A 23,692-nucleotide genomic window follows, 5' to 3' on the forward strand; every position below is an offset into this window, starting at 1 on the left:
AACGGCAGTGTGGTGGTCTCCTCATAGAGCCGCCGCTTGTTGGTGATCCGAACGCGCCAGCGGCGCGCGACCCCATCGGAAAAGCCGTCCGCACTGGAACTCCTGCCCTGTGGTGATGTCGGTATAGGTCGCGACCGTGGTCCATCCGGGAACACCCGCCTCGGCCACCTCGACCACAAACGAATAGACAGTGCCGTGCCGCAGCGCGGTCGGCTCGACCGCGATCACCGCCGACCGTGCCGCCTGCGCGGGCTGGAACTCATAGAGGTCACCCACAGCGTGGAGCAGTTTCCGGGGCGCATGCTCCTCTTCGGTGCGCGGACGCACCAAGTCCGCGAGCTGCGGCATGTTCGCGAGTGTCCGCGCCTCGTCGACATTCAGGAACTCCAGCTCGACGCCGTCGTATTCCCAGATCGGCGTCGAGCCGATGCGCAGATCCTCCAGCGCGACCGGCCCCCAGCCAAAGGTCATGCGCCCGCGGTAATAGATGTCCCGGCCCACCGTCTCCGAGAACCCGGTGGCGGTCATCGGCGGAAACATGAGGTGACGACCAAGCACATAGGGATAGACCCCACGCCTGTTGATCGCGTTGCCGGTGCCGGTGATTGCGTAGTTCTCAGGGTCGCGCGTTCCGCCCTGCTGTGCCGGCGGGATCAGGCTGTTGATGACCAACGAGCCGACCACGGTGATGGCAGCCACCGTGAGGGCGTATGAGAGAGTACCGGCGGCCCCGATAATGCCAGCCGTGCCCAACGCCCCCGCCGCCCACGTCGCAGCAGACGGCAGCGCCGCCGAGGCCAGCAGCGCCAACGAGCCTGGATCGCGCACGGGAAAAGCCGCTTCAACGCGCGTGCCGAGCTTTGGGCGGACCTTGCCCCACATGCTGATGGGCACGAGCGACATCTCTGTGCCACGGATGAGGCGCACCACTGGTAGCCCAAAGCGCTCCGTGTCGAGGTCCATCGCCCGAACGATTTCCGCAACGCTGGCACCACAGATGATTTTCGGGCGCACCACATCCCGGCGCAGCGGGTGTTTCTGCCCGACAACGTCGAGCAAACCAGTGTCATCGAGCACGATAAATTCCTTCCAGCTTTCCGAGCCAGCGCATCCCGCGCCAGCAGTCCACGCGACTTCCGCTGTGGGCTTCGATGTGGAGCATGTCCCGGTTATTGAGGGCGTAGCCGAGATGGAGTGGACGCCCGGCGAGACAGGAACAGCAAAGCGTCCCCCTCTTCCGCTGCATCCACCCGGTCAAACTGTGGTCGAAGACCATCGACCACCGAGCGCTTCAGCGCCGCCTGCATGGTACAATCAGGGTCCGGGATCTCGCGCCCGAAGCGGGCGCGCTGCAGCGCCAACCAGAGCCCGAGGCAGTCGAACGCCTCCGGCCCCCGCCCCCGCTCCGCGTAAGGCAGGCCGATCCAGTCGTCGGTCCACATGTGGGCTTTCCGTTTTCGTGGGGATGGGGTGAGGGTTCAGCAGCCCTTGGGCCTCGGGCGCATCCCGTACCGGCGGTACATCGCCCCTTCCCGGATGAGCGCCGAGGCGATCGGGTGGGCACCATCCGACAGCTTCATCACGACGCCGTCCGCGGGCTTCCAGCTGTACTTCCCGAAAACATGGACATGGGGCTGCTCCGGCTCTTGCTCGGCAGCGCCTTCCGCCGTGGCCGCATCTTTCCCGCCCGTGAGCTGGGGGACGAAGCGGATATTCATGCCACCATCGGATGTCCGGCTGACTTCCACGAAATGCCCGAGCGGCGGCTCGATACTGACAGGCGTGTCAACAGGCGCAGCCTGCACATCGCCGCGCCCTTCCCGCAGGATCTGCAACCACAGATCGGCGGCGAGATCGGCATCATGGCCGGGGCGCTGAACATAGCCACGCAGGTAGGCGGCAGCCTCTTTCGCGTATTCAGCTTTCATGGGTGTTCTCCTTCAGAACAGCGCCGGGGTGTTTCCCGGCGTCATGGTGAGCCAGCCGAACTGCTCCTCCAGCACCGGCTCGAGGGTCATGGTTCCGCTGATGGTGAGCGCGTTGTACTCGACGCCGTAGATCTGAACCTCGAACGGCCCCCGCTCGATCACATCCGGGGTCGAGGTCAGCACCCAGGCCACCCGCGCGTAGATCTCACCGGTGACGCTGCGCAGCTGCGGGATCAGCTCGCGGGTCACGTTCTGCGCCTCCCATTTGAGGACCGGCAGCACGCCCTCTTCGCTCTCTGGCAGCGTCAGGGTGAAGGGGAACGGGTGATAGGTCTCTCCGCCGTGAACCAGCGGCTCGCCATTGCTGACGAGGCAGACAGGCGCCTCCCGGGCGGGATGGGTCAGCCGCAGGATCGTGGTGAGCACCTCGGGGCTCTCCTGCGCGTAGATCGCCGTGCGCAGGCGCGTGCTGATCTCATGGGTCATGGCAGGATCTCCAAGGTGGCAGTGACCTCACGGCGGACACCACGCGGCTCCACCGAATAGCCCCCGACGAACCGGAACGTGCGCTCAAGCCCGTCGAGCGGATCCGTGGCAGTGAAGGACAGGACACCCTCCCCCAGCTCCTCACGGAAGAAGGTCTCGAAGGCGTCGAGCTGCGCCAAGGTGATCTGCGACAACCGTCCCTGGCGCGGCATCGGCGCCGAGGACGAACGCCGCCGCACCTTGGCGGGGCCCTTGCTCATCTGCGTGCGGATGACGTCCGGCTCCACATCGCGGCGCGCGCCGCGCGAGGACTGGAAGAACGGCAGGCCGACGGGCCATGCTGGCATATCAGGATCCTTTCGGTAGTGGGCGGCCGCCCCAGCGCTGACGCATTGCGCTGTCCATGCTGCCGCTGGCGAGTTCGTTCCGCATGACCTGCCGGACCATGCGGATGTTCATGTGGCCATCCTGCGGGCGCGTGACCTCTGCGGTTTCGCCGGGGAGCGGCTCAACGTTCACCTGCATGTTGACGATGGGTTGAACGGCAGAGGCCGAGACCGAATTCACGGAGGAGGAACGCGCACCCAGCACACCCCCAGCCGCGAACTTCGGGATCTTTCGCTTCTGGATCGCCTCCATGAAGTCCAACCCGTAGTAGTCGACCGCGGCGGCGGGCTGCATGAACTCGCCGCGCGACCCCCAGAACAGAAGGTTGTCCTCCGTCTTCCCGCCGGGCCCGGCCAGCTTCCCGATCGCGCGGGGCACGTCACGGAACCCTCCGCCTTTGGCGCGGCGCGGTAGCTCTCCGCCTTCGGCATAGAGACCTACCGACGCCAGGGCACTGGGGCTCGCCGAATATCCAGACGTGGAGACCGCCCCGACGCTTGGGAAGATTCCGCCCAAGAGGCTGTTCAACGCGTTCGCCAGTGTCTCCCAAATCGGGTCCATGGCTATGTCATAGATTCTGCTGAGGAAGGTACTGGCGAATTGATCCAACGCGCCCTCCCAATCACCGTGCATCAGGCTTCGCCCGAGGGAAGCCAGTTCGCCTTTCGAGACCTCAATTGCATCGCTGAGGCCTTTGGCCCCTTCTGCTCGGTCAAGCTGGTCGGCCACCATCTTCACAGCATCAGCATAGGCCTCTGGGGCGCTTGCGAAGAACCCAGCGTTGTTCAGCTCCGCCAATTCCGCAAGCTGCGCCTTGTATCGGTCGATATCGGACATTGCCCGTGTGACCCAGCTTTCCGCCGCGCTCTTCTTCTGTGCCTTGGACATGCCGGCCAGCGCACCAGAGGTGTCAGCACCGCCGGTCAGTTGCGCGATGACATCGTTTGCGTCGGCCACCTTTCCTGACACGCCGTCGATAAAGCCCTGCCCGGTCCACTCACCGATTTCACGGAAGACCTTGGAAGGCGATTGAATGCCCAGCAGGCTCTTGGCGCTGGTGATTGCGTCGGAAGCCATGTCCCCGATTGCGCCGGTCACGCCCGCCGCCTTGGCCTTGATCCCGTCAATCAGGCCCTGCACGAGGTCTTCACCCATGGCGATCATCTGGCCCGGCCACGAGGCCACCTCCGCCTTGATTGCCGCCCAGATGTCCGCGAAAGCCCCGGCGATGACTGTACCGGCCCCGGATATCGCACTGCCCATCCCATCCATGGCGACCTTCACGGCCTCAAGCACGCCGCCGCCGAGCCAGCTGAAGAACTCGCGAAATTCGTTGAAGAATTGCGACCAATCTCCCTTGAGCGCCGCAGCCAATGCGCCCGTAACCGTCTCGATGGCCCGAGCGAATAGTTCGAGGCCAAGCGATACCGCTTCAAGTCCGAGGCCCGTCAGTCTGCCGAGGCCGCTGGCCAGATCGGAAAGAGCTGCATCGCTGTCAGCGTCAGAGAATATCTGCATGAGCGATCCGATGATGCTTCGAAGGTGATCGAAGGTCGGACCAACCTGCGCCCATGCGTCTTGAATGTTAACCCACGCCGCCGATAGGCCGCTGGAAAAGCTTTCGAAGTAGCCGCCCAGCATTTCGAGCGCAGATTGCATGGGCGCGCTGTTTAGCAGCTCCTGCATCCATGGCGCTTGGGAAATCGGAGAAATGACGAAGCTGTTCCAGAAGTCCCCGAACTCGTACACCGTGGCCTTCGCGCCTTCCCATGCTCCGACCCAATCGCCGGACAGGATAGCCTGTACCGTCTGGACGCCAGCGGAAATGTACCGCTTCCACGCATCGACGGCATCTGAGACCGCCGGCGACAGGCTGCGCAGTGCTGCCTCTGCATCCCCGACCATCTCCCAGAAAAGCGCCCCGAGCGCCGCGCCCCCATCGCCGTTCAAGGCTGCCTCGATTCCGGCCATCGCCTGTCTGGCCCGGCGGTAGACATAAGCGAGGCCGTTCATCAACCCATCCACGGCGGCGCTGACGAAGCCAGCCGCGCGCGGGAAAGCGGCAGCGACACGATCCCAGTTCTGGTAGAGGTGGGCGCCAGCCGCCGCCAGCCCGGTCACAGCCGCTGCGCCCGCAATGAGCGGGGAAGCGAGCAGAACCGCACCGGCTGCAACAGCAGTGAACCCGGCTGCGATGGGTCCGAGGTTCGGCATGGCGGTAACGCCGCGCACGAGCGCCGTGACAGCCTCGACACTGGACTTGATCGCCTCGGTCAGACCTGCTTCGCCCAGGGCGAGGATAAGGCCCTCTGCGGCGCTCCTCAGCCCCAAGAAGGCTCCATCGAGGTTGTCGCTCATGTACTTTGCGAGGCGCAACGCCTCACCGGACGCGTCACGGTTCGCCTCGGTGAAATCACCGAGCATGTCGACGCTGTTCGCGAGAGAAATGAGCGATTTGCCGTGCTCCAACCCCACCAGCGCGTTGGCCGTGGCGAGGTCGATGTTGGCCGCTTCCAAATCCCGCAAGACAGGTAGCAGGCCGCGCGATGCAATATCCATGTCATCAGCGGTCAGACCGAATTCCGCCAGAGCGCCGCGCGCGTCTTTGGTGGGGTCGATCAGTCGGGACAGCACGGCGTTCAGTGCGGTGCCGCCCTGGGCCCCCTTGATGCCGGACTCAGCAAGGGCGCCTATCGCGGCCGCTGTGGTTTCCACATCCAGCCCGAGGGTTGCCGCAGCCACACCAGCCTGTTGCATCGCCGCTGCCGTCATCGCGACGGATGACGAGGATTGCGTGTGCTGCTTGGCCAGCACGTCTACGACGCGGTTGGTCTCCTCGACCCCGAGGCGGAACTGCTGGAGAATATCCGAGGTACTGTCCGCCGCCTGTTCAAGGCTCATCGAGCCGACAGCGGCAAGGTTCATGGTCCCGCTCAGCGCCTTCATGCTGTCGTCGGCGGAGTAGCCCGAAGCGGTAAGCTGGGCGAGCGCGTTCGCAGCGTCGGTCGCACTGAACTTGGTGGTGGCGCCCATCTCCTGCGCCATGTCGCGCATCGCCTGCATCTGATCGGCAGACGCCTGAGACACCGCACCAACCTCAGCCATCGCGCTCTCGAAGCCCCGCAGAGTGCTGACCGCGTTCACAGACGCCAGTGCGCCTGCGATCCCCGCGAACGCCATGCCGAAGGCCTTTCCGAGTCCGCCCGCCGCCCGCTCAGCGCGGCCCGCCGATTTGTCGAGTTTGTCGAGGTCTGTGACAGCAGAGCGAGCGCCGCGACTGTCGATCTGGATGCCAAGACGCGCTATGTCCATTGAGGAACCTCGGGGGGATTCGATTGTGAAAAGATTTGCAGCGGCGGCAATCCTGTCGGCCTCTCCGGCTCTGGCGGACTACTCCGATCACGACGGCGTCAGGATATTCAGCGAACGCCCCTGCACCGAGGTGATCGCGGAGCTGGATAGGTCATTTGATGACCTGAATGACGGCACGCGGGACGGCCTGGCACGATTGGCGCCGGCCATGGCAAAGACCGGAATGACCTTCGGCTTTCTCTTGGGCTTCGATACCGCAGAGGGCGGCCTTCAAGGCGCCGAGGAGACCACCTTGCGCAGACTGCGACTGGCCTGCGCAAGGTCACCCCAGACGCCTGCCTTAGACCTGCTCCGGGACTTCACCGACTAGGCTTGTCCTCTGCGATTTCCATCGGGGACTTGCGGAAGGGGTTGGCGCCCGAGACCAAGCCATCGCGGTAAGCCGCGCACATGGCGTGTAGCGCTTCCAGCTCGCATGGGTCCGAAACCCGGCGCGTCCCTTGCGCGAATGCGACGATCTCCGGCCAGTCCGCCGCGGCGATCCCCCGCCCGGTGACCCGGATGGGGGAAAGGACGTACATAGCTTCGATGAGGTACTCGCCACCTGTCGGCAGATCCGGTAGCGGCGGGTCTTCTCCGGCTTCGAGGTATTCATCCAGACGGCTATGCGGCAGCACCTGCACCTCGCCCTTTGGCCCCTTCACCTCGATATGTGCGTCGAGAAAACCGCGTTGGGCCGCGTAGTCCTTCAGGCGCCGGAGGTTAGTGCCAAAAATCCTCGATCTCCGAGGAGTCCGCCGCCAACTGATTCAGCACGCTCGGGTATGCCGCGTAAAGGCTCGCGGCAGCATCATGGCTGAACGCAAGCGGCTCGCCTTCGGGGCCGGGCACGTTCTCCCACGTCATGGTGCGGTCAGCCCAGACAGCGGCGGCATTGTCTTCCTGTTGCTCGATGAACGCCTCGATTTCGGCGGCGCTCATCTTCGCCAAATTGATGCCCCCGCCGCGCTCACGCAGCAGATTGGCCGCACGCTTCCGGGCGCGATCCTTGAACGTCTCGGAGTGCGGACCATAGACCTTGATGCGAACCGGGCGCGACAGGTCGGGCTTGCCATCCTTGCCGGGCCAGTACGCAGGGCGCGAACCATCCTTGATGTGAACCCATGCGCCGTCTTCCGAAAGCGCCTTCGTGTCGGTGAATTGAAACATGGTGGTGTCCTTGATGTCGTGGATCGTGGCTTTGTGCTGGGGGCAGGCGCGCCACGATACGCCCGCCCCCTGTCCCGCGCGGGATTATGCAACCGGTTCGGTGCCTTTGACGGTGAAGTCGTTCTGCTTGAAGTTGATCGAGCCGCCCTCGTGGGTGTCCACGCCCTCCTGGTTCCCCGCGAAGGTGTGAAGGTAGCCCTGCGCGTACTGGACGGGATCACCGGGGGCGGGCGCCTTGCCGACACCCCGGCCGCCATCGGCGCCGCTGCCTTTCACCTTCTTGAGCGAGCAGGTGGTGTCGCTGCCTTCGGCGGACGCCACTGCGGCCAGCACACCTGCGGACGCGGAGGCGCCAAAATGGGCGCCGTGGAAGGTGAAGGTGCTGTCGTTGCCCGCGCCCGCGCCCTTGACGCCGCCGGCGAACCCGGTTGCGAGATCATCCACATCGACGTTCGAATGAGAAACACCGAACTGAGGGGCGGTTTGCAGGCCGGTGACCTGTTCCCAATCATTCAGCGCCTCGAACCCTGCCGCGTCGTTGGTGGCGGGCAGCGAGGGCGAAAAGAACAGCGTCCAGCCAATATTGCTGTCGGTCATTGGTTTTCTCCATGGGGAAAGACCCCGCTCGCGGGGTGGTTGGTCAGATTATTGAGAGGCCCGCGATTACCCCCGCGAGCGAATGGGGGTCTCAGAAAGTGAACCAGCCGCGAATGATGACGGGCGTGGTGTAGACCGCGCTGGAAGAACCCATGCTGTCCTGCCGGGGCGGGATTGCACCGACATGGGGTGGCTTGGTGATGGTGACCTTAGCCCCGCCGTATTCGATGACAGTGCCGGGCTTGAACCGCTCACACAGGGCCGTGACCAACGCGTCATTTTCGAATGCGAACTCTGCTGGCTCGGTCTCGACGTTCACGCTGATGGTAGGCTCAGCTTCGGTCGTGCCGGTCGTATCGAAGGTCTCCACCATGCCGACCGAGCGCTGGACGACGTAGCGCGGCAGCCCTCCGCCCGGCCCATTTGGGAGGACGATGGCGGCGCTGGTTGGCATTCCGTGCAGGTGGCTTTCCAGAACCTGCTGCCCGAGTGGAACGGTCACCTGACCGAGACCTTCATCCCGCGGCACGTCCAGTCAATCATGGCGGAGACCAGGCGCACTGCGGTACGCTCAGAAAGGACCAGCGCAGCGCACCACAGAACAGCCCGGCAAACGGCGATCCTGAATTTTGGCATGCGGACTGAAAGATGTGCGATATCAGCCATGGGCCTACCCCTTCTTGGTTACCTGAATTTCCTGGCGTTACTCAGAACATGTCCGGGGAACTTGGCCACTGCGTTCTGGCGGAAGAACCACCCCGGCTGCCCGTTGCCGCCATACTCTTTTGCTGGTCCGTGGGGGGCCGAGAACTCCGCCGTGGCGATATCTCCGAGGTCGAACCCGGCGACCACGTTCGCCACTGCGTTCTGGGGTGATGTCCCCCGGTCTCCGATACCGAACCGGAAGCTGTTGATCAGCTCGGAATCGGCCACCGGCACCTTGCCCTGCTGAACCGTGCCGCCCTTGGACACGCCCGCCGCGCCGTTGGTCATGTCGTCAACGGTGTCCTCAATGGCGCCGCGCACGATGTAGTTGGCATTCTGCTTGGCATTGCGGACCCATGAGGGGATCTGGCTGAACTTGATGGTGGCCATTCTGCCCGCCTTCCTGCAATATCCGGCGCCATGCCTCGCCGCGTCATCACCGACAAAGAATTCTACGAGCTGCTTGCCGGGTTCCACGGCGAGCTTCTGCGCGTGATCTGCGACGACCCCAAAGGCCGCGTCGAGCAGGCGACGGTCGAGGGTGTGATCGAGGTGATCAAGCAGAACACCCTCACCCGATACGAAGGCGAAGCCGGTTAGAGCGTCCCGCGCCGCCGCGCAACCGCGTCCCAAGCTGTCCGATAGGTCTCGATGCACCCACAGTTGATCCGCTCCGATGCCGGGGCGTTGGGGTCATGGGGGCGCATCATCCCGTTGCTGTAGGGCTGGTCAAACTGCACAGTTTCGCCGTTCATGGCCGCGTGATTGTCGCGCTGCCCGGGTCGCGCGGTGTGCTTCCACTTCTTGGTGATCTCTGAAGCAAGCGCATCGCCTCGGTCGATCATCTGCTGTGTACTCTCGGCCCGGCCCGCTGCCATGGCCTGATTGCCCTCCGTTCGTGCAATCCGTCGCCCACGTTCTCGAAGGAGGCCGTCAGAGTACCGCGACGTGATCCGCTCGATGTCCGCCTGCGTCAGCGTTACATCGCCACGCAGCGCTCGCACGATAGTCCGGTCGAAGCGACGGTCCCGTGTGGTGCCACTGTAGACCGTGCCGAGCGTGCCGTCGTCCTTGATCCAGAACTTGCGCTTGAGCTGCCCATTGCGCATGAGGCTGCCCACATCGTCGCCGTTCAGGGCTTCTCGCATGTCAGAGACATAGCTCGCCTCGCCCGGCGTCAGGCCGATGACGCCGCCCCGCCGCATGTTGCCCTCGATGCGCCCGACGATATCCAGAGAGATCTTGCGATAGCCCCGATTCTGCTCGATGCCGCGTGTGAAAGTGGTGCGTACCGCTTCGCGCACTGTATCGAACTCCGTTGCGACGCGCTGCGCGGCGTTCTGGTCAATCCACTGGATCACCCCGGGGTGATAGCCTTGGAAGCTGGTTTCCAGCCCCCGCACCATCCCCATGGGAGCGCTTGCGATATGGGCGGCAGCGCCCGCGCGAAAGGCCTGCTCGATAGCCTCCCTGTACCCGTCAAACGCTTCCGGCCCGAAGCCGAGGGCGTCCGCGATGCCGTCGACATTTCCGGTAAGCGCCGCTTGCTCGATGGCTTGCTCGAGAACAGCGCGGTTGGCCGCGTTCATCGCGCCTTGGGCCGACTCCACAAAGGCCTTGGCCACGTCGCTGTCGATTTTCGCCAGAAGAGCGGCGAGACGGGCGAAGCTGTCAGGCATCTACATTCCTGCACTGGCATTTCCACATCAGCGCCACGCCACCCTGTGCCGTCGCGTCGATGTTCTGGATATGGTAGGTCTTGCCGACGATGGTCACGGTGTCGCCGTTGCTCGGCTCGATCTCTGCGCCGTCGTCAGCCCTGACCGGGCGCGTAACGATCACTTTCATGTCGCGCGAGGTGATCTCAAGGCGCTGGTAATCGCTCACCCCGAACTCGCTGAACATGCCGACGAAATGGTAGTTCTTGTCAATCCCGGGCGTCGGCGGGTAGGTGGTCGTGTCCGCCTTTCCGCGGCGGGTGATGGTGCCAGTGAGGGGCTGGCCGGTGCCAGTTTTGGCCCCTGCCCTCGCGACACCGCGCCGGACGCGGGCAGCGATGCGCTCGCCGGGGTTCACCCTCGCACCGCCGATCCGGCCAGCCGCGATCCGCCGCGATGGCTCAGCAGCGGGCCGATCAGGTCGCGCACGATCAACAGGACCGGGCGGACGCTTTCCGCATCAGTTCGGCTCATGTCGTACTCGAAGGACACCGGACCGAATTTCTCGGCCTTGATCCGCTCCGAGGGTGTGTAATCCGGGGTCATCGCCCCGGGGGCTTCAAGCTCACGCAGCGCAATTTCTGCACAGGCCTGCTTGACCTCGTCCGGCACCTCCTCCGAGGGGATGCCGTTGCCCTCATCGTCCACCACGCCAGAGCGCGGCCAGGCGAGGGACTGGGCACGAGCACGTAGCTTGTAGCCCTGCCATCGGTAGCTATTGCTCAAGTAGCGCGAGGCACGGCGAATGGCGGCCTCCTTCGCCGCATCCTCCCCGGCCCACCCTGCATTGCCCTGCGCTTCGTGATGCGCATCGACATAGGCCAGCGAAACCAACGCGTCAGCGTCGGGCAGCCCCGCCCCGGTTTCGACCGTCAACGCCATGTCAGAGGTCCACGAACACGACTTGCTTGGCCAGTTCGCGCAGCTTCTCAATGCCAGTGCGCGCGTCGTACTCGGCGCCATGAGCGTCAAGGATCTCGCGAACCTCTTCCTTCTCCATCGCATCGATGGCTTCGCGGGTGAGATTCATTGTGCTGGTCGCGTCTTCGCCCTCGCGCAACGTCATCGTAGACGTGTCGAAGTCGGCCTCATTGATGCGAGTGAAGCCACTCGGGGAGGCTTCATTTACGATCTCTACAGTGGGCAATCCCGGCATGTGACTTCCTTTCCCTGAGCTTGGAATGGGGGCCAGTCACCCGGCCCCACATCGAAGATCAGCCAATCAGCGTAGCAATGTGCGCGCTGTTCGGGACGCCCACGCCCCAAGCCATCGCGATTTCGTACTTCACCCGGCGATACTGCCGATAGACCGACACTTCGAACGACAGACCCGAGAACGGGTCGGTGATCGTGGTGCGGTCGTCGGCGCTGTCACCGCCATCCGGCAGCGCCGGGGCACGGGCAGCCAGGACGATTGCCGAGCGGGCAAAGGCGAGGTTGGGAACGTAGTCGCTGCCGATGGTGATCGCGTCGCTGCCGTCTTCCACTGCCAGAAGCCCGGGCTTTCCGATGGTGAACGAACCGCCGGAAATTTCCGAATTGGCGATGTACTTGTCCGAAGTCCCGGCGAAGGTCACCACGTCACCCGCAAGCAGGGTGCCCAATCCGGTATCCACCGAGATGGTCGTGTCACCAACTGCGCCCGCTGCCGAAAGCTGGTAGCCAGTTCCGGTGCCCTTGGTGTGGGTCGAGATGCCGCCGGAATAGCGCATCGCGAAATTCTGCACGCGGTCGGTCATGCCGTTGCGCAACATGTCCTGCGAACCGGCTTCGTTGACCTTGAACAGAACTGACTGCTTGCCGCGAAGGTTCGCCATCGCAGCCGAGCCGAGCACCATCTGACGGTCGGTCACGGGTGCGCCGTTGTCGTCGAGGATCTTCGCCACACCCGCGAAGTCGGACAAGTCGCCAGCGGTTCCGAAGGGCGCGGTGCCTGCGGTGCCGTAGCCGCGCGATGCGGCCTGATAGGCTGCGGCCCAGAGATCCACTTCCATCGCGTTGACCAGCTTGCGCATACCGTCTGCGAACTGATCCGCCAGGATGGCGTTGTAGGTGCCCGAGGTGCCGACTGCGCGCTGCTCTTCGCCGCTCCAGAGGATCGGCGCGGCTTTCGACTTGGAGATGGTCACGTCGGTGTAACCCAAGGTGGAGCCGCCCGAGTTTGCCGGATCTTGGCCGGGGGTGATATCCTCCAGATCACCCGCCACGCCGATGGGCGAGCGAACGGTCTGGCCAACAGCGGCGCGCTCGACATTGCTGTCACGGCGCACCGCCGGCACCATGCCGACCATCTCGCGGGAGACGGTGTTCATGGCTTCGTAGAGGGTGGGGATGATCCCCGTGAGAGTCATGGAAGTCGCCATCGAATGTTCCTTTACTGCTGGCGATTAAAGGCCGGACGTTGCGTCCGAAGACGGGCCATCCGGCCCAGGCGCCTGCCCCATCCGAGGCGCGGCGAATTAGTCGGTGACGGTGTACCCGTCAGCCATGTGGGAGGCCTTCGCGGCCCCGTCCAAAGCGTCAAACTGCGCGCGGGAAAGTGTCTTTGCCCCGCCACCGCCGCTGCCCGCACCCTGCGAGCCGCTGCCTGACTGGTTCGCGCCCTTCAGGATGCTGTCGCGGAACGGAGACGCGCCGACCAGCTTACCGAGGGCTTCATCGAAGTCCGCAAAGCTGCCGGGGTTCGCATCGGAATAGATCGGGTTGCCCGAGGCGTCGCGCGCAACGACCTTGCCGTCCTCGATCTGGAAATTGCCGCCGAAAGTGGCTTCGACCATGGCGAGCCGGAACTGCGAGCTTTTCGGAGATGTAACCCGACCGGGCGAAGCGCCCGCCGATCATCTCCTTGTGCAGGGAACCTTCCGCATCGGCCCGGGCCTTGCGCTCGGTTTCCAGCTGCTCGGTGAAGGTCTTGGTGGCTGCCTCGACAGCGGCCTTGCGCTCGGCAGCCGCCTTTTCCGCGTCCATCAGCTTGCCGCCGTCCATGCCCTGCATGGTTTCCAGCGCCTTGAGCGCTGCCGCCGGGTCTTCAATGCCCTCGAAGGCCTTGAGCGCCTTCTCCGCGTCCTCCTTGGCCTTGCGGTGGCCCATCGCCTCGCCATTCAGCTTGGTGATGGTGGCCTTCATGCCCGGCACGTCCAGAGCGGTTTCGGTGCCATCATCGGCCACGTAGACCGGCTTGCCGTCCTGAACCTCGGCAAAGGTCTTGCCGTCTTGCTCGATTGTCTTGAGTTTCATGGGGTATCCTCCGGCTTCACGCCGTTGCTGTGGACCGTCCGGTCCGTTGCGCCGCCTGCATCCACAGGTCTGGCTTACTCGTCTTCGTCGTCGGGTCGTCTCGTGAGGCCGTCATATTCCGGGTCGGTGATGCCGCGCCGGTTGGACTCGTGGGTCACAACGTCGGCACCAATGATGCCCGCCTCGTGCATCGCCAAGACATGTGTGAAGGTATCCTCCGCGCCTATGCCGTGGTCGAATTCGGTGTTGATCTTGACGGTTGCCCCGCCCTCGATGCCCATCCACAGGCCGGTAAAGACAAGCGCCTGCTCAAGCGCGTCCTTGAGCGCCAAAGCCCATGCCTGCACGGCGCTGTTGCCCTTCTGCGCGGCGAACGCCGTGGTGATGACGGTCAAGTTGCCCGATTGGGCGGTCAGCGGCTGGCGCCCGAGTTCGCGGATTTCCTGTGCCAGCGCGGCCAAGTCGTCTTTCAGGAAGGTGAGCGCCGTGGCCTGAGGCTCGACGTACTTCCACGATCCACCGTCTGGGGCGTAGAGAACGGTTGCGGGCCCGACAACCAGGGGCACGGGCGCGCCATCGTCGCCCACGTCTGGCGTCACGCCGTCGCCCGAGAGCATTGGGAAGGCCGTCAGGTTCTTGGCGTTCTTGATCCCGTTTTCCTGCTGGAAATACTCGACCTGCAGGTCTGCCACGTCCTGCATCGGCGGCTTGATACGCCAGCCTGACAAACGCCGCCCCATGAGAACCGGGACCAGAGGAATGACACCGATGGTAAGCGGTCCGCCCGCAGTTTCACGCCATTCTTCCTTCCCGCTGTCGGTTTTCCGCTTTTCCCAGATCGCCCAGGTTGCCGATCCAATGGCCGTCACCGCGCCCGTATCGTCGCGGATCACGTCCCGGTTCAGCACCCGCACGCGGGGCTTGGTGACTTCCTTGAACCCCTCGCGGGTCGTGGCTGTTTCGGCCATGCGGGCGTGAACGATATGCTCAACCCCGCCAAGGCGCTCCGAGTGAACCGCCAGCATGTCCGTTGCGGCGTAGCGGCACCACACCGGGCGGATCCCGCGCGCGCGCTCGTCGGCCACCGTGCGCACCCGATCTGCCGGGGCGTTGGGATGGTCGATCAAAAGCCAGTCCACGCCGGACGCGATGGCGTCATGGAACAGCCCACCGGCAAAGACGTGCAGGTTGTTGCCGCGCCCATCCACGTCCTCGCAGAAGGTCACAAGCTGAGCGTCCGCGCCGTCCTCCAACGTCACCACATCCGAAAACGGGCGCTGCGCCAAGTTCTCGACCACGTCCGAAAACAGGTTGGTGAAGCGCGCGTTCTTGCGGCGCACCTCGTAAGCCTCGCGCGGCTCAGACGCGAATTTCGGCAGGTAAACTTCGCCGGCCTCGCGCATGGCGTCGGTGCCGCCGAGGATGGCCGCAACCTTCTTCCACTTTGGCAACATGACCTGCATATCGGCGCTGCGGGTGTCTGGTGTGTCGATCATGCGGTTCCGTAGCTCCCGGTGAGCGGCGCGCGCTTCTGCTTTTCGAGCATCAGTTCAGTGAGCGCCCAGACCAGCGCATCAGCGCGATCGGGTGAGCCGTCCCCGACAAAGCCGGAAGCTGTGAAATTGCACATCTGGTCTTCGAGGTCTGCGAAGCTGCCGACGTGATGTACGCGTCCCTGCTCGTATAGGGCGCTGATCGGCTCAGCCCGAACAGCCTTCCCGCGGCTTGCTACCACTTCCTTGAAAGCTGCTTTTCTATCAGCCGTAGCCACGGTGAAGCGAACCATATCGCCCCCGAAGTTTCGCTCTCCAACGATCCTGTCTGCGCCGTGGGCGTGGTATCGCTCAACCGCTCGCCTGCCCCATCCTTCCGGGCTCATCTGACACGTTGCGTCTTCGAGGATGTAGGCGTGACCATCGACACCGAGCCCCGCCACCACAATGCCGATATCATCTCCGCCGCCGTCGCCCCTGGTGCCCGAAGGATCAACCGAGACGACGATACGCCGTAGCTGCGGCATTTGTTCGATAGTGCGTCGCAGGCTGTCGAGCCCCGGCATGGTCTTTCCGTCCGGCGCCTTCCGGTCCTCCAGCGCCCAGAGTGCACCGTTGACTTCGCTGGCCCACTCGCCCGCCTCGAAACGCAGCCGCTTGGCCGCGCTCATGCTGGCCAAAACCTCGAAGTATTCGGGCGGCAGATTGTCGGCGTTGTCGTACCGGGTTCACTAGCATCTCGACGTAATCGTCGGGATTTGGCAGGGCCTCTTTCGTTCCCGGCTTCAGCTTCGCCCGGAACATCTGGTAAGACCAGTGCAGCTTGGATGGCGGATTGCAGTCGAAGTAGGCCTTGAGCGCCAGCCACGTCCGCCCCGTGGCCTTGGCGATCTCCGGCGCGAGCGCGCACTTCTGCGCGAGGCGCGACATGGCAGTTTCCACCGAGCCCCACGGGATCTGCGAGGACTCGTTGAAGTACAGCGTGCAGTATTCCTGACCGAGGATCTTCTCGACCCGCTCCTTGTCGTCCAGCCCGGCAATCCAGATCTGCGACTTGTTCGGCAGCTCGACATAGAAGTCCGTCTTGTCGAACCTGACACGCAGCCCGGGAAACAGAGCTTCAGCACCTTCGGGATGGTATCCGACCAGACCGAAGTTTTCGCGTGGTTGAACCTGAAGCGGAAGATGGCGTGGCGTGAACCTGGAGCGTTCAGCGCCCGCTGGATGATCGCCCGAACCAGAATGAAGGTCTTGCCCGAACGCGAGCCGCCCCGGAGCATGATGTTTCGCGCCGCGCTGCCGAGAAGCCGGTTGGCGATCTTCTGGCGCGGCGTCAGGGTGGCAATGGGTGGCCCGCCATTGTGGCCAATCTGGGTCACAGCTCCGCGTCGTCCTGGGTCACCGTGAATGTGATCGCCCCGGTCTGCTCGACTTGTTCCCGGAACGCTTGCACATCGACGTGCTTGCCGATCAGTTCAATCCGCTTGATGCGGTCGGAAATCTTCACCTTGCGGATATGGCCTACGGCCTCGCCATCGACCCGCATCTCTTCAACGTCAACGCCCGTGATAAGCCCCTGACGCCAGATGAGTGGCCACTCGTGAATTGGCCGAAGCTGCCCGTCTGCCGTGTAGATATCCGCCAAGTCCGCGACAGCCTCGTCTGCGAGGCGAGACAGCACCCAATCGGCTTTGATCTGCGTTCGTTGCGAGCGTGCTGCCTGCGCTTCCGTTAAGGCGCGCTCAACGTCAACATTGGTCAACAGCCTCTGGCCTTGTGACTTCGCCGTCCTCGCGCTGTATCCAGCCCTGATGGCCGCCTGCGTTGCGTTCAGATCGATGAGGTACTCTTCGACGAAACGCGCCTGTTTCGCCGTAAGGCTCATGCATCGTCTCCTATCCGTGCTGTGAGGTGTGAGGGCCTTCCACCCTCTCGGCTGTCGGGGCGTTGCGACCTTGGTCACGCAGCCTAGAGTGCGTCGGGGCCGGACAGCTTCCCCTTGGAATCGAAACGCCCAGCACTTGGCCGGGCGCTATTCGGGCGTCAGTGACGCGGCGTCTTCGGCCCCGTCTCACCGCCCACCCTTCTGCCAGTGTTGCCCGATCCGGGGTCTATGCAGCGTAGGGACACCCGAAACCTACCCGAGCTTGTGGAGACGGTCAATATCTGCCTCGGCATTGATCTCGGCACCGAACATGTGGAGCTTGAAGCGTGCCCTTCCTGCACGGATCTCGAACACCTCGACCTCCTGCCCTTCACCGAGCAAGCCGGACAATACCCGAACCCGGTCGCCCTTTCGGATCTTCGCCGCCTCGGATCTCTGGCGCTTTTGCTCATCGTCAATCGAGCGCATGGCGTGCAGGCGCCGAATGTCGTCAGGCACGATGATACCCCAGTGCCCGCTCTTGAGGGTGATTGCGCCTGTGATGAACGGGCAGTCGGTCACACGACTGCGGACGGCAACGCCAGGGAAGCTCGCGAACACGAGGCCGGGCAGATATCGGCTTTCACGCTCAATGACCTTGCCCCTGAGCTTCGTTGTGCGGCGCGTCACTGGGTGGAAGCTGTAGACGCCGCGCAGCTTCAACCATGCCTCGGCTGCATCCTCCTTCTGGGGCGGAACCGTAAGCGCATGCCAGCGCGATCCCCCGCCCGGCGCCCCCTTGAGAAAGATCGGTCGACGCCCCCAGGTCTCCAGGTTGGCCTTCTCGATCTGCCCGATATGGTATGTCACCCTGCCTGCTCCTGCTCAATTTCGTCCGCCCGCGCGGTGATGCTGCCGCACCGGGTGGCCCGCGCCTCTGCGCTCTTGCCCTGTTCGGCGCGCTCCCTCTCGTGCCGCTGCCTGACCTTGGCGTAGAAGCGGGTCTCGTATCCGTCCGGGAGGCTCATGCGCTCACCTCCCGGGGGGCCGGCCCCGAACCGGGCCACGGGGCAACGGAAACCATGTGCATGGTGCCAGCGGCTCCCCCGTCCAATCGGCTGGCGCGCAGGGTCGGGATCTGCTGGCGGACCGGCTTGGGTTCAGCTTCGACGGGCTCAGGCGCGGGCTTCCACTCCGGCAGGGAGTAGGTCAGCGGAGTCGTCGGGTGGCGCGTGATACGGTCATGCCGGACCAGTTTCGTCAGCGCGTCGAAGAGGCGCCCAGGATCGGAGATACCGATCTTCTCGGCGATCTGCCTGCGGGTCAGGCACCCGCCCCACAGCGCGGCGAGGATGGCCGCTTCGCGTTCGGTCATGCGCTTGCCTTCTGCCTTTCCTCGCGGGCCATCTGCATCCGGCGGGCCTCCTGCACGAGGGGGTTTTCGTCGCGCGACTTGCGCAGCGCCTCCATCTCGGGGCTGTCCGGCGCGACGGTCTCGGACCAGTGGTGTGCCGGGGCCTTGTCGGCGGCCTGCATCTCGGCGTCGGTCGAGGCCATGCGATGGCGGCGCACTTCGTCGAGGCGCTTCGGGGTGTAGCCAGCGCCTGCAAGAATGGCGCTGGTTTGTTCGTGCGTGGCCCGCGGCGCCACCGGGTCGGGTTCTGGCGCGGCCGGGTTTGCCAGAGCGGCGGCCATGTGGCGGCGCGGCGCGTTGAGCCGGTCGCATACGTCCTGAAGCTCCACCCACGACGGCCAAAACTTCCACGGATGGTCGAGAAGCGCCGCGCGGGCGATATCCGCCGGGTACTGGCCAAGACGCGAGGCATAGGCCACGAGCGTCACCTCGCCGCTCATTTCGTCGCCCTTGCGGGGAATGGTCAGGACGGACAGTTCCGCAAGCCATCCCTCGATGGATCGGGTCTCGGCTGGCGTGCTGGCGGCCTGCACCGAACGAAGCATTGCCGGGGCCTGCGTGACGCTTCCGCCCACGTCGTATCCCGTCACCATGTCGTAGCTACCGCCGCCCTTGGGGAAGACGGTCTTATACCCGGCCCTCAAGGCGACGCCGAGCTGCGATGCTTGCGAGAGAATTGCCTGATCCACCTCCGCCGGGGCCTTGTTCGCGAGGCGCGTGCTGATCTCGGTTGTCATAGTTGCCCTCCAGGAGCTTGGTGAAGTTCGCGGACTTGATGAGCCAGTCGAAGGAGAAGCCGGTCCAAGGCTTCGCCGTCCTCGCTCGGCAGAAATCGCTGTCGAAAGCTTTGCGAAGGGCCACCTCCCAGCCCTCGACACCGCCGCAGTCTTTCAGGCGGGCGCGGAGCAGCTTTGAGCGGGAAGGGTTCAGCTTCTGAACCTGCGACCATCCCGCCTTTTCGGCGGCTGCGTTGAACCGGGAAACAGCGTGAGAAAGATCGTTGGCCGGCCGAGGCGCGCTGCCGTCGCCAGACGGCGAAGAAGACGAAGTCTCTTCTTCCCCTTCTTGCATCCTTTTTTCATCCTTCTTCTCGTTTGCGTCGGTCCTGCGTCGGTCCTGCGTCGGTCGCGCGTCGGATGCTGCGCCGCCACCCTGAAATATTTCGTAATTACAGATAGTTACGACGGTCACACCTGCGTCGCTTTTAGCGCTAACCATTTCGAGTTTTTGGAGACGATCAACGAAGCGACGGACCTTGCTGTCCGTCCAACCCCAACATTTAGCGGCGAAGCGGCTGGACAGCACAAGTTCACCACGCTCCAGCGCTACGACAAGATCGCCAGCGCGGGTAACGCGAGGCTTCCAACTTGCCTCTCCCAGCATCCAGATCCATGCTTCGCGCTCGGTGAATTTCTCCCGCCGGAAGGCCGGATGATCCCAGATAGAGCGCGCCAGATTGAAGGTTCCTCCGCTCATCCCTGCATCTCCTGCAGAAGCCGCTCCAGCACCTCGACGCGCGGGGCGTGGTGCTGGGCGTGTTTGCCCCCTGCTGCTCCTGCCGGGAGCTGAAGGTCGAAAATTTGGGTCATTTATTCTGCCCCCGGGCACATCCGAATCGTCTGAGCAATTGTGCCCCGCGATCGGATGGGCGCCGTAGGCGCGGATGGGCGCGATAGGGTCACAGTCGCGCGCACACCTTGTTTTTATGGCTTCCAGCTCGACGCGCAGCACCTTGGCGCGCGCGATGACAGCGGCACGCTCGCCCGGCTGTTCGGGGATCACCTGCCGCAAAACGGAATCGTTCAGCCTGCTCCGGGCACCTCGGATCTCGGGCGCGGACAGCTCGGCTATGCGGTCGAGGTGTGTCATGCCGTCACCTCGATGACCACGGCTCCGCCCTTCACGGGCTGGCCCTTGCGGGTCGTGATCGACCAGCGGCTGTCATCGACACCGGTGGCGTCTGCGAGACCGTCAAGCCCAGCCTTGGCGCTGGCGATCATGTTGTCGATGTCGCGGGCTCGGCGGTCTGGCGGGTTAAAGGTGATCCGCAGAGAGAGCGCTTCGGCAGACAACGCGCGCAAGCCCTGCGCCAAGCAGAGGATGCGTGCATCGCGCCGGTACTTCTTCGCGTGCCGCGCTTTGATACCCCAGTGCCCCCGGGCGTTCGGTGAGAGCGCAGACGGCGGCCATGGCAGAGTGACGGTGCTGGACTTCGTCAATGCAGCCTCCCGGCCCGCTCCATACGCTTGACGCAGCAATCCTGAATGCGCAGGCGCTCAGCATGGTCTTCCGCGATCAGGGACTTGCGGCGCTCGATACGGACGTGCAGCTTGGCGAGGCGCCGAAGCTGCCGATCATCGGCAAAACGGAGCCATTTAGCGCGCAATCCGAACAGGTCGCGGCGCTTCTTCGCAGGCTTCCGTCCGGTAGATTTCACCGGACAATCCGCAGTGCCTGCCCCTGGGCCGCCTCCTTGGGTGACCTTGTTCAAGCTCCCAGCCATCACGGATCCTTTCGGTCGTCAGGGAAAAGCGCCGGGACCGAAGCCCCGGCGAGTTGGCGGTTCGACAGAACCGACAGGGAAACCACGGCGAGTCCCCGCGCCGCCCGGGATTCAGTCAGCCTCAGGCCGCCTTGAAGCTGCCGTAGCCCCGGGAGCATGCCGCCTCGCCCGGCGCCTTGGCGGCGAGGCCGAGGCGGACCAGCCCGGCACCGACGACCGCGGGGATGGCACGAGCCGCAGGCTTGGCCTTCTTCAGGGTTTCGAGATGCTCTTTCTGGGAGGTGGTCAGGTTGTTTTCGGACATTGAAGGTCCTCTCATGGGATTTGCCCCTGTGCCCCGGGGCCGGGATCAATGGCGCGCGCCGGGCTGCCAAGAAGCACCTCGGCAATGCTCCGGTCGCGCGCAGCCGTGTTCCGTGAGTAGAGACGGCAACCTGGTGCGCAGAGCGGGCAGTCGGGAGGAGGCCCGCCCTGCGCTGACCGGCGGGGAGGAAGTCGCCGGTGTGGGGTTGGCAGGGGATCATCGATCCACCTTTGCCGGGAAAGATCCAGCAAGAATGTAGCCCGGAGGTAGCAGGCGGATGGTGTCGTCCCGAACGGAGACGCAGCCCGCCTTCTCCAGCCGCCGGATGATCCGTTTCTGGTCGCGATCTACCCCCCATGCGGGAGATCATGTCCTCTGTGGTCATGGGGCCGTAGGCGCGGAGGTAGTCGATGATCTTGGCGCGCTGTGCTGTGAATCTCATGCGCGCTTCCCCAGATCGACGGTTTCGGCGCGGGCTTCACAGAGGTTGGCCATTTCCGTGTGCTTGGTCGCTGCCTCACGATACTCGACAGCGGCTCGGGACCAGTGTTTCGCGCTGGATGACCGCGCCGCTTTCAGGCCCCACTCGATGGCCTCGCCATGCTCTTTCGACGCCTCGCCAGTGAGTTCGTAGGGGCACCCATCGGCGGTGGCTTCGCGGGTCTGCGCCCGGTAGGTGTCGAAGCAGGGGTTTTTCACCGCATCCATCAGCGCCCAGGCCCAGAGCATCGGCACCTCAGCGTTGCCGTTGCTGATCCGGGACAGGCTCCCCTCGCTGATGGAGTGCCCTACCGCGGACTCGATGATGGCGGCGGCAGCGGCAGTACCGCGAGCCTGCGCAACGAGGTTCTTGAACATCCGGGCGGCGATATCGGGGGTCATCGGAAATGCTCTTTCCTTGCTGTTGACGGCGCGCTGTCCCATGTCTGACGCATGGGAAATGCGTGTTCAGGCGGCGGATCGGGGGGAGCGGGCAACCGCGAGTTGCTCGTACGTCAAGACGTGGCCGCGAGCCCTTGCAGCCGCGATCATGTCGGTGTCGTAATCGGAGGGGATGCGGCCACGTTGCTTCCACGCCGCCACAGTCGAGTAGGGTTTACCGAGGTCGTCGGCCAGTTCAGCCATGGTCGGCCAGATATGCGCAATGTGATCCATAGCGGCAAACTACGCATCTTGCGTATCGCGGTCAATACGCACATTGCTAAATGCAGTTCGCAGTTTGTTTATCTAGGATGGCCCCAACATTGATGGGGTCGATTGTGCTTGAAGATCAGGAAGATGCGAGGGAGGCAGTCTGCGCTCGCCTGACGCGCATCAGAGAACTGTCCGGCCTGAACAAGAAAGAGTTCTCGGCCAGATTGGACATGTCGCCCCAGGCGTGGGGCGATTACGAGAACGGCAGGCGTGATCTTCCCCTGCCCGTCGCCAAGAAGTTGCGAAAAGTCTACTCGATCCCCTTGGAGTTCACGTATTTCGGAAACAGGTCGGACCTCCCGCACAGGATCGCCACCGAACTGTAGGGAAGCCCATCCGTGAGATCAGCCCAGAAATCCAGAGGAAGACCGGAGACCCGTCGAGCGTTCTTGAGGGCGCGCAAGATTCGCGCATCTTCGTCTTCCGGTGTCACTAGCACTTCCACTTTCAGGCTCGATGTTCCCGATATGTTCACCCTACTGATGGACAGCCCGGCGCGTCAAGGCGAGTCCGCGCCCACCCTCCCCGCGCCCCGGCACTGGCCTGCGGAGCTCGCGAGAAAGGCGTGATGGAAGACCTCCGCATCATCCAGCTTGAGCGCGAGCTTGTCGCAACCCGTAGCGCGGCGGTCCGGATGATGGTCGACTTGGTGCGCGGGCTGGTAAGCGACCAAGGTGCCCGAGAGGAGTTCGGCCAGAGCTTCATGGAAGGCGCCCGAGGGGCGGACGAGGAAACACGGCGGCTAGCGCGCTTGGTGGTGGCGGAACTGGCGAGGAAGGCTTGATGGATAAAGCCGACTGGGCCTTCATTGTCGCGATTGGGAGTGCCGCATTCACAGGGTGGCAGGCTTACAGCGGCCATGTTGTCGCCAAGATCACCCGCGACAGTGCCAAGAGGAAGGCGCCCGCATTCGAGGTATCTAGCCAGCCATTCTCCAAGTTCGAGGGCTGGCGTTTCGTGAGCATAGCGGCCAGAAACTTTGAGCCTGTTAGCGTCCAAATAGAACGGTTGAAGTACGCGAAGCCCGGCGTCGTATTACTTCACGAAGATGCGCAGTTCGTAGGCAAACCTCACTCATACCCCATTACAGAGGTGGACGCCCTACCCGAAGAGCGAGCGGCCCGTGAAATTTCTTATCGCTTCCGCCTGGGGGCCGGAGGGGAACAAGAATACAAAGGGGACGCTGGCCACACGCCTAGACCGACCATCTACCTAAGACTCTTCGCCAAAGGCAATTTCGATCCCAAACATCTGCATGTTGAATGGCACTGGGCTGACGGTCAAAAGAAGTAACCTCCAGCCCAAAGCGAGAATCCAAGAGAGAATAGGCTTACTGCAAAG

The 23,692-nt window shown here is 63.9% G+C and carries 36 protein-coding genes; 5 read left to right on the forward strand and 31 right to left on the reverse strand.

Annotated elements, in window-relative coordinates; translation table 11 throughout:
* Positions 1-21 precede the first annotated feature (21 nt).
* The 6 genes from ABFB10_RS02050 to ABFB10_RS02075 all read right to left on the reverse strand — a co-directional run bounded on the left by ABFB10_RS02050 (position 22) and on the right by ABFB10_RS02075 (position 6,113).
* A complete protein-coding gene (locus ABFB10_RS02050) occupies positions 22-1,077 on the reverse strand; it encodes a hypothetical protein (RefSeq protein ID WP_347165135.1) in 1,056 nt (351 codons plus the stop codon).
* 92 nt (positions 1,078-1,169) lie between these two features.
* Positions 1,170-1,442, reverse strand: coding sequence for an NlpC/P60 family protein (locus ABFB10_RS02055; RefSeq protein WP_347165136.1), 273 nt, complete (start codon positions 1,440-1,442; stop codon positions 1,170-1,172).
* Positions 1,443-1,478: 36 nt separating this feature from the next.
* Positions 1,479-1,928, reverse strand: a complete 450-nt coding sequence (locus ABFB10_RS02060; RefSeq protein WP_347165137.1) for a hypothetical protein — start codon at positions 1,926-1,928, stop codon at positions 1,479-1,481.
* A gap of 12 nt (positions 1,929-1,940) precedes the next feature.
* Positions 1,941-2,414: a DUF1833 family protein gene (locus ABFB10_RS02065; RefSeq protein WP_347165138.1), complete on the reverse strand. Its 474-nt coding sequence runs from the start codon at positions 2,412-2,414 to the stop codon at positions 1,941-1,943.
* Positions 2,411-2,761: a hypothetical protein gene (locus ABFB10_RS02070; RefSeq protein ID WP_347165139.1), complete on the reverse strand. Its 351-nt coding sequence runs from the start codon at positions 2,759-2,761 to the stop codon at positions 2,411-2,413. The genes ABFB10_RS02065 and ABFB10_RS02070 overlap by 4 nt, the downstream gene beginning before the upstream one ends.
* A 1-nt stretch (position 2,762) precedes the next feature.
* Positions 2,763-6,113 carry a phage tail tape measure protein gene (locus ABFB10_RS02075; RefSeq protein ID WP_347165140.1) on the reverse strand — a complete coding sequence of 1,117 codons (3,351 nt, stop codon included), beginning with the start codon at positions 6,111-6,113 and terminating at the stop codon, positions 2,763-2,765.
* Between ABFB10_RS02075 and ABFB10_RS02080 the strand changes: the two genes are divergently transcribed.
* Complete coding sequence (locus ABFB10_RS02080) at positions 6,106-6,483, forward strand: hypothetical protein (protein ID WP_347165142.1); 378 nt, start codon at positions 6,106-6,108, stop codon at positions 6,481-6,483. The genes ABFB10_RS02075 and ABFB10_RS02080 overlap by 8 nt on opposite strands.
* Here ABFB10_RS02080 and ABFB10_RS02085 read toward each other — a convergent pair.
* The 5 genes from ABFB10_RS02085 to ABFB10_RS02105 all read right to left on the reverse strand — a co-directional run bounded on the left by ABFB10_RS02085 (position 6,473) and on the right by ABFB10_RS02105 (position 9,014).
* Positions 6,473-6,817 (reverse strand): hypothetical protein, encoded by a 345-nt coding sequence (locus ABFB10_RS02085; RefSeq protein WP_347165143.1) that lies wholly within the window; start codon positions 6,815-6,817, stop codon positions 6,473-6,475. The two genes, ABFB10_RS02080 and ABFB10_RS02085, sit on opposite strands and share 11 nt — an antisense overlap.
* A gap of 58 nt (positions 6,818-6,875) precedes the next feature.
* Positions 6,876-7,322 carry a hypothetical protein gene (locus tag ABFB10_RS02090; protein ID WP_347165144.1) on the reverse strand — a complete coding sequence of 149 codons (447 nt, stop codon included), beginning with the start codon at positions 7,320-7,322 and terminating at the stop codon, positions 6,876-6,878.
* An 84-nt stretch (positions 7,323-7,406) separates the two neighbouring features.
* A complete protein-coding gene (locus ABFB10_RS02095; protein WP_347165145.1) occupies positions 7,407-7,919 on the reverse strand; it encodes a hypothetical protein in 513 nt (170 codons plus the stop codon).
* Positions 7,920-8,010: 91 nt separating this feature from the next.
* Complete coding sequence (locus ABFB10_RS02100) at positions 8,011-8,421, reverse strand: hypothetical protein (protein ID WP_347165146.1); 411 nt, start codon at positions 8,419-8,421, stop codon at positions 8,011-8,013.
* Between the two features lie 182 nt (positions 8,422-8,603).
* The gene (locus ABFB10_RS02105; RefSeq protein WP_347165147.1) at positions 8,604-9,014 is read right to left on the reverse strand and encodes a hypothetical protein; all 411 of its coding nucleotides are present in this window, start codon (positions 9,012-9,014) and stop codon (positions 8,604-8,606) included.
* Positions 9,015-9,044: 30 nt separating this feature from the next.
* On the opposite strand from ABFB10_RS02105, the gene ABFB10_RS02110 reads away from it, so the two are divergent.
* Positions 9,045-9,224 carry a hypothetical protein gene (locus ABFB10_RS02110; protein ID WP_347165149.1) on the forward strand — a complete coding sequence of 60 codons (180 nt, stop codon included), beginning with the start codon at positions 9,045-9,047 and terminating at the stop codon, positions 9,222-9,224.
* Here ABFB10_RS02110 and ABFB10_RS02115 read toward each other — a convergent pair.
* From ABFB10_RS02115 to ABFB10_RS02210, 20 genes are all read right to left on the reverse strand, one after another.
* Positions 9,221-10,303 carry a phage minor head protein gene (locus ABFB10_RS02115; RefSeq protein ID WP_347165150.1) on the reverse strand — a complete coding sequence of 361 codons (1,083 nt, stop codon included), beginning with the start codon at positions 10,301-10,303 and terminating at the stop codon, positions 9,221-9,223. The two genes, ABFB10_RS02110 and ABFB10_RS02115, sit on opposite strands and share 4 nt — an antisense overlap.
* Positions 10,296-10,700: a hypothetical protein gene (locus ABFB10_RS02120; RefSeq protein ID WP_347165151.1), complete on the reverse strand. Its 405-nt coding sequence runs from the start codon at positions 10,698-10,700 to the stop codon at positions 10,296-10,298. The genes ABFB10_RS02115 and ABFB10_RS02120 overlap by 8 nt, the downstream gene beginning before the upstream one ends.
* Positions 10,697-11,224, reverse strand: a complete 528-nt coding sequence (locus ABFB10_RS02125; RefSeq protein ID WP_347165152.1) for a DnaT-like ssDNA-binding protein — start codon at positions 11,222-11,224, stop codon at positions 10,697-10,699. Before ABFB10_RS02125 ends, ABFB10_RS02120 begins: the two co-directional genes overlap by 4 nt.
* A gap of 1 nt (position 11,225) precedes the next feature.
* Positions 11,226-11,498 carry a hypothetical protein gene (locus ABFB10_RS02130; RefSeq protein WP_347165154.1) on the reverse strand — a complete coding sequence of 91 codons (273 nt, stop codon included), beginning with the start codon at positions 11,496-11,498 and terminating at the stop codon, positions 11,226-11,228.
* 58 nt (positions 11,499-11,556) lie between these two features.
* A complete protein-coding gene (locus ABFB10_RS02135; RefSeq protein WP_347165156.1) occupies positions 11,557-12,705 on the reverse strand; it encodes a major capsid protein in 1,149 nt (382 codons plus the stop codon).
* Between the two features lie 96 nt (positions 12,706-12,801).
* Positions 12,802-13,086: a DUF6651 domain-containing protein gene (locus ABFB10_RS02140; protein ID WP_347167911.1), complete on the reverse strand. Its 285-nt coding sequence runs from the start codon at positions 13,084-13,086 to the stop codon at positions 12,802-12,804.
* A complete protein-coding gene (locus ABFB10_RS02145) occupies positions 12,998-13,579 on the reverse strand; it encodes a DUF6651 domain-containing protein (RefSeq protein ID WP_347165158.1) in 582 nt (193 codons plus the stop codon). Before ABFB10_RS02145 ends, ABFB10_RS02140 begins: the two co-directional genes overlap by 89 nt.
* Before the next feature lie 74 nt (positions 13,580-13,653).
* Positions 13,654-15,075, reverse strand: coding sequence for a DUF4055 domain-containing protein (locus ABFB10_RS02150; RefSeq protein ID WP_347165160.1), 1,422 nt, complete (start codon positions 15,073-15,075; stop codon positions 13,654-13,656).
* Positions 15,072-15,743 (reverse strand): phage terminase large subunit family protein, encoded by a 672-nt coding sequence (locus tag ABFB10_RS02155; RefSeq protein WP_347165161.1) that lies wholly within the window; start codon positions 15,741-15,743, stop codon positions 15,072-15,074. The genes ABFB10_RS02150 and ABFB10_RS02155 overlap by 4 nt, the downstream gene beginning before the upstream one ends.
* Before the next feature lie 704 nt (positions 15,744-16,447).
* A complete protein-coding gene (locus ABFB10_RS02160) occupies positions 16,448-16,957 on the reverse strand; it encodes a terminase small subunit (RefSeq protein WP_347165162.1) in 510 nt (169 codons plus the stop codon).
* 252 nt (positions 16,958-17,209) lie between these two features.
* Positions 17,210-17,806: a transcription termination/antitermination protein NusG gene (gene nusG, locus ABFB10_RS02165; protein WP_347165163.1), complete on the reverse strand. Its 597-nt coding sequence runs from the start codon at positions 17,804-17,806 to the stop codon at positions 17,210-17,212.
* A complete protein-coding gene (locus ABFB10_RS02170; protein WP_347165164.1) occupies positions 17,803-17,964 on the reverse strand; it encodes a hypothetical protein in 162 nt (53 codons plus the stop codon). The genes nusG and ABFB10_RS02170 overlap by 4 nt, the downstream gene beginning before the upstream one ends.
* The gene (locus ABFB10_RS02175; protein ID WP_347165165.1) at positions 17,961-18,311 is read right to left on the reverse strand and encodes a hypothetical protein; all 351 of its coding nucleotides are present in this window, start codon (positions 18,309-18,311) and stop codon (positions 17,961-17,963) included. Before ABFB10_RS02175 ends, ABFB10_RS02170 begins: the two co-directional genes overlap by 4 nt.
* Positions 18,308-19,087 (reverse strand): hypothetical protein, encoded by a 780-nt coding sequence (locus tag ABFB10_RS02180; protein WP_347165166.1) that lies wholly within the window; start codon positions 19,085-19,087, stop codon positions 18,308-18,310. Before ABFB10_RS02180 ends, ABFB10_RS02175 begins: the two co-directional genes overlap by 4 nt.
* The gene (locus ABFB10_RS02185) at positions 18,978-20,219 is read right to left on the reverse strand and encodes a hypothetical protein (RefSeq protein WP_347165167.1); all 1,242 of its coding nucleotides are present in this window, start codon (positions 20,217-20,219) and stop codon (positions 18,978-18,980) included. The genes ABFB10_RS02180 and ABFB10_RS02185 overlap by 110 nt, the downstream gene beginning before the upstream one ends.
* On the reverse strand, positions 20,216-20,569 hold the full coding sequence (locus tag ABFB10_RS02190; RefSeq protein WP_347165168.1) for a RusA family crossover junction endodeoxyribonuclease: 354 nt from the start codon (positions 20,567-20,569) through the stop codon (positions 20,216-20,218). Before ABFB10_RS02190 ends, ABFB10_RS02185 begins: the two co-directional genes overlap by 4 nt.
* A complete protein-coding gene (locus ABFB10_RS02195) occupies positions 20,566-20,787 on the reverse strand; it encodes a hypothetical protein (protein ID WP_347165169.1) in 222 nt (73 codons plus the stop codon). The genes ABFB10_RS02190 and ABFB10_RS02195 overlap by 4 nt, the downstream gene beginning before the upstream one ends.
* A 187-nt stretch (positions 20,788-20,974) precedes the next feature.
* Entirely contained in the window at positions 20,975-21,157 is a 183-nt protein-coding gene (locus tag ABFB10_RS02200; protein WP_347165170.1) for a hypothetical protein, read from the reverse strand.
* Positions 21,158-21,595: 438 nt separating this feature from the next.
* Positions 21,596-22,039: a hypothetical protein gene (locus tag ABFB10_RS02205; protein WP_347165172.1), complete on the reverse strand. Its 444-nt coding sequence runs from the start codon at positions 22,037-22,039 to the stop codon at positions 21,596-21,598.
* Between the two features lie 66 nt (positions 22,040-22,105).
* Positions 22,106-22,312, reverse strand: a complete 207-nt coding sequence (locus ABFB10_RS02210; protein WP_347165173.1) for a carph-isopro domain-containing protein — start codon at positions 22,310-22,312, stop codon at positions 22,106-22,108.
* A 92-nt stretch (positions 22,313-22,404) separates the two neighbouring features.
* On the opposite strand from ABFB10_RS02210, the gene ABFB10_RS02215 reads away from it, so the two are divergent.
* The 3 genes from ABFB10_RS02215 to ABFB10_RS02225 all read left to right on the forward strand — a co-directional run bounded on the left by ABFB10_RS02215 (position 22,405) and on the right by ABFB10_RS02225 (position 23,644).
* Entirely contained in the window at positions 22,405-22,677 is a 273-nt protein-coding gene (locus ABFB10_RS02215; RefSeq protein WP_347165174.1) for a helix-turn-helix domain-containing protein, read from the forward strand.
* A 242-nt stretch (positions 22,678-22,919) separates the two neighbouring features.
* Complete coding sequence (locus ABFB10_RS02220; RefSeq protein WP_347165175.1) at positions 22,920-23,135, forward strand: hypothetical protein; 216 nt, start codon at positions 22,920-22,922, stop codon at positions 23,133-23,135.
* Positions 23,135-23,644 carry a hypothetical protein gene (locus tag ABFB10_RS02225; protein WP_347165176.1) on the forward strand — a complete coding sequence of 170 codons (510 nt, stop codon included), beginning with the start codon at positions 23,135-23,137 and terminating at the stop codon, positions 23,642-23,644. Before ABFB10_RS02220 ends, ABFB10_RS02225 begins: the two co-directional genes overlap by 1 nt.
* Positions 23,645-23,692: the final 48 nt, after the last annotated feature.

Source organism: Ponticoccus litoralis, from assembly GCF_039769985.1.
GTDB lineage: Bacteria > Pseudomonadota > Alphaproteobacteria > Rhodobacterales > Rhodobacteraceae > Ponticoccus > Ponticoccus litoralis.

What these genes read in the sequence shown, in the direction of transcription:
- ABFB10_RS02095 (WP_347165145.1), bottom strand. Translation starts at nt 7,919, where the DNA reads ATGACCGACAGCAATATTGGCTGGACGCTGTTCTTTTCGCCCTCGCTG.
- ABFB10_RS02215 (WP_347165174.1), top strand. Translation starts at nt 22,405, where the DNA reads ATGGGGTCGATTGTGCTTGAAGATCAGGAAGATGCGAGGGAGGCAGTC.
- ABFB10_RS02210 (WP_347165173.1), bottom strand. Translation starts at nt 22,312, where the DNA reads ATGGATCACATTGCGCATATCTGGCCGACCATGGCTGAACTGGCCGAC.
- ABFB10_RS02180 (WP_347165166.1), bottom strand. Translation starts at nt 19,087, where the DNA reads ATGACAACCGAGATCAGCACGCGCCTCGCGAACAAGGCCCCGGCGGAG.
- ABFB10_RS02205 (WP_347165172.1), bottom strand. Translation starts at nt 22,039, where the DNA reads ATGACCCCCGATATCGCCGCCCGGATGTTCAAGAACCTCGTTGCGCAG.
- ABFB10_RS02185 (WP_347165167.1), bottom strand. Translation starts at nt 20,219, where the DNA reads ATGACACACCTCGACCGCATAGCCGAGCTGTCCGCGCCCGAGATCCGA.
- ABFB10_RS02115 (WP_347165150.1), bottom strand. Translation starts at nt 10,303, where the DNA reads ATGCCTGACAGCTTCGCCCGTCTCGCCGCTCTTCTGGCGAAAATCGAC.
- ABFB10_RS02220 (WP_347165175.1), top strand. Translation starts at nt 22,920, where the DNA reads ATGGAAGACCTCCGCATCATCCAGCTTGAGCGCGAGCTTGTCGCAACC.
- ABFB10_RS02090 (WP_347165144.1), bottom strand. Translation starts at nt 7,322, where the DNA reads ATGTTTCAATTCACCGACACGAAGGCGCTTTCGGAAGACGGCGCATGG.
- ABFB10_RS02105 (WP_347165147.1), bottom strand. Translation starts at nt 9,014, where the DNA reads ATGGCCACCATCAAGTTCAGCCAGATCCCCTCATGGGTCCGCAATGCC.
- ABFB10_RS02070 (WP_347165139.1), bottom strand. Translation starts at nt 2,761, where the DNA reads ATGCCAGCATGGCCCGTCGGCCTGCCGTTCTTCCAGTCCTCGCGCGGC.
- ABFB10_RS02055 (WP_347165136.1), bottom strand. Translation starts at nt 1,442, where the DNA reads ATGTGGACCGACGACTGGATCGGCCTGCCTTACGCGGAGCGGGGGCGG.
- ABFB10_RS02110 (WP_347165149.1), top strand. Translation starts at nt 9,045, where the DNA reads ATGCCTCGCCGCGTCATCACCGACAAAGAATTCTACGAGCTGCTTGCC.
- ABFB10_RS02170 (WP_347165164.1), bottom strand. Translation starts at nt 17,964, where the DNA reads ATGAGCCTCCCGGACGGATACGAGACCCGCTTCTACGCCAAGGTCAGG.
- ABFB10_RS02150 (WP_347165160.1), bottom strand. Translation starts at nt 15,075, where the DNA reads ATGATCGACACACCAGACACCCGCAGCGCCGATATGCAGGTCATGTTG.
- ABFB10_RS02130 (WP_347165154.1), bottom strand. Translation starts at nt 11,498, where the DNA reads ATGCCGGGATTGCCCACTGTAGAGATCGTAAATGAAGCCTCCCCGAGT.
- ABFB10_RS02200 (WP_347165170.1), bottom strand. Translation starts at nt 21,157, where the DNA reads ATGTCCGAAAACAACCTGACCACCTCCCAGAAAGAGCATCTCGAAACC.
- ABFB10_RS02225 (WP_347165176.1), top strand. Translation starts at nt 23,135, where the DNA reads ATGGATAAAGCCGACTGGGCCTTCATTGTCGCGATTGGGAGTGCCGCA.
- ABFB10_RS02160 (WP_347165162.1), bottom strand. Translation starts at nt 16,957, where the DNA reads ATGAGCCTTACGGCGAAACAGGCGCGTTTCGTCGAAGAGTACCTCATC.
- ABFB10_RS02175 (WP_347165165.1), bottom strand. Translation starts at nt 18,311, where the DNA reads ATGACCGAACGCGAAGCGGCCATCCTCGCCGCGCTGTGGGGCGGGTGC.
- ABFB10_RS02080 (WP_347165142.1), top strand. Translation starts at nt 6,106, where the DNA reads ATGTCCATTGAGGAACCTCGGGGGGATTCGATTGTGAAAAGATTTGCA.
- ABFB10_RS02065 (WP_347165138.1), bottom strand. Translation starts at nt 2,414, where the DNA reads ATGACCCATGAGATCAGCACGCGCCTGCGCACGGCGATCTACGCGCAG.
- ABFB10_RS02075 (WP_347165140.1), bottom strand. Translation starts at nt 6,113, where the DNA reads ATGGACATAGCGCGTCTTGGCATCCAGATCGACAGTCGCGGCGCTCGC.
- ABFB10_RS02060 (WP_347165137.1), bottom strand. Translation starts at nt 1,928, where the DNA reads ATGAAAGCTGAATACGCGAAAGAGGCTGCCGCCTACCTGCGTGGCTAT.
- ABFB10_RS02135 (WP_347165156.1), bottom strand. Translation starts at nt 12,705, where the DNA reads ATGGCGACTTCCATGACTCTCACGGGGATCATCCCCACCCTCTACGAA.
- ABFB10_RS02125 (WP_347165152.1), bottom strand. Translation starts at nt 11,224, where the DNA reads ATGGCGTTGACGGTCGAAACCGGGGCGGGGCTGCCCGACGCTGACGCG.
- ABFB10_RS02145 (WP_347165158.1), bottom strand. Translation starts at nt 13,579, where the DNA reads ATGAAACTCAAGACAATCGAGCAAGACGGCAAGACCTTTGCCGAGGTT.
- ABFB10_RS02155 (WP_347165161.1), bottom strand. Translation starts at nt 15,743, where the DNA reads ATGAGCGCGGCCAAGCGGCTGCGTTTCGAGGCGGGCGAGTGGGCCAGC.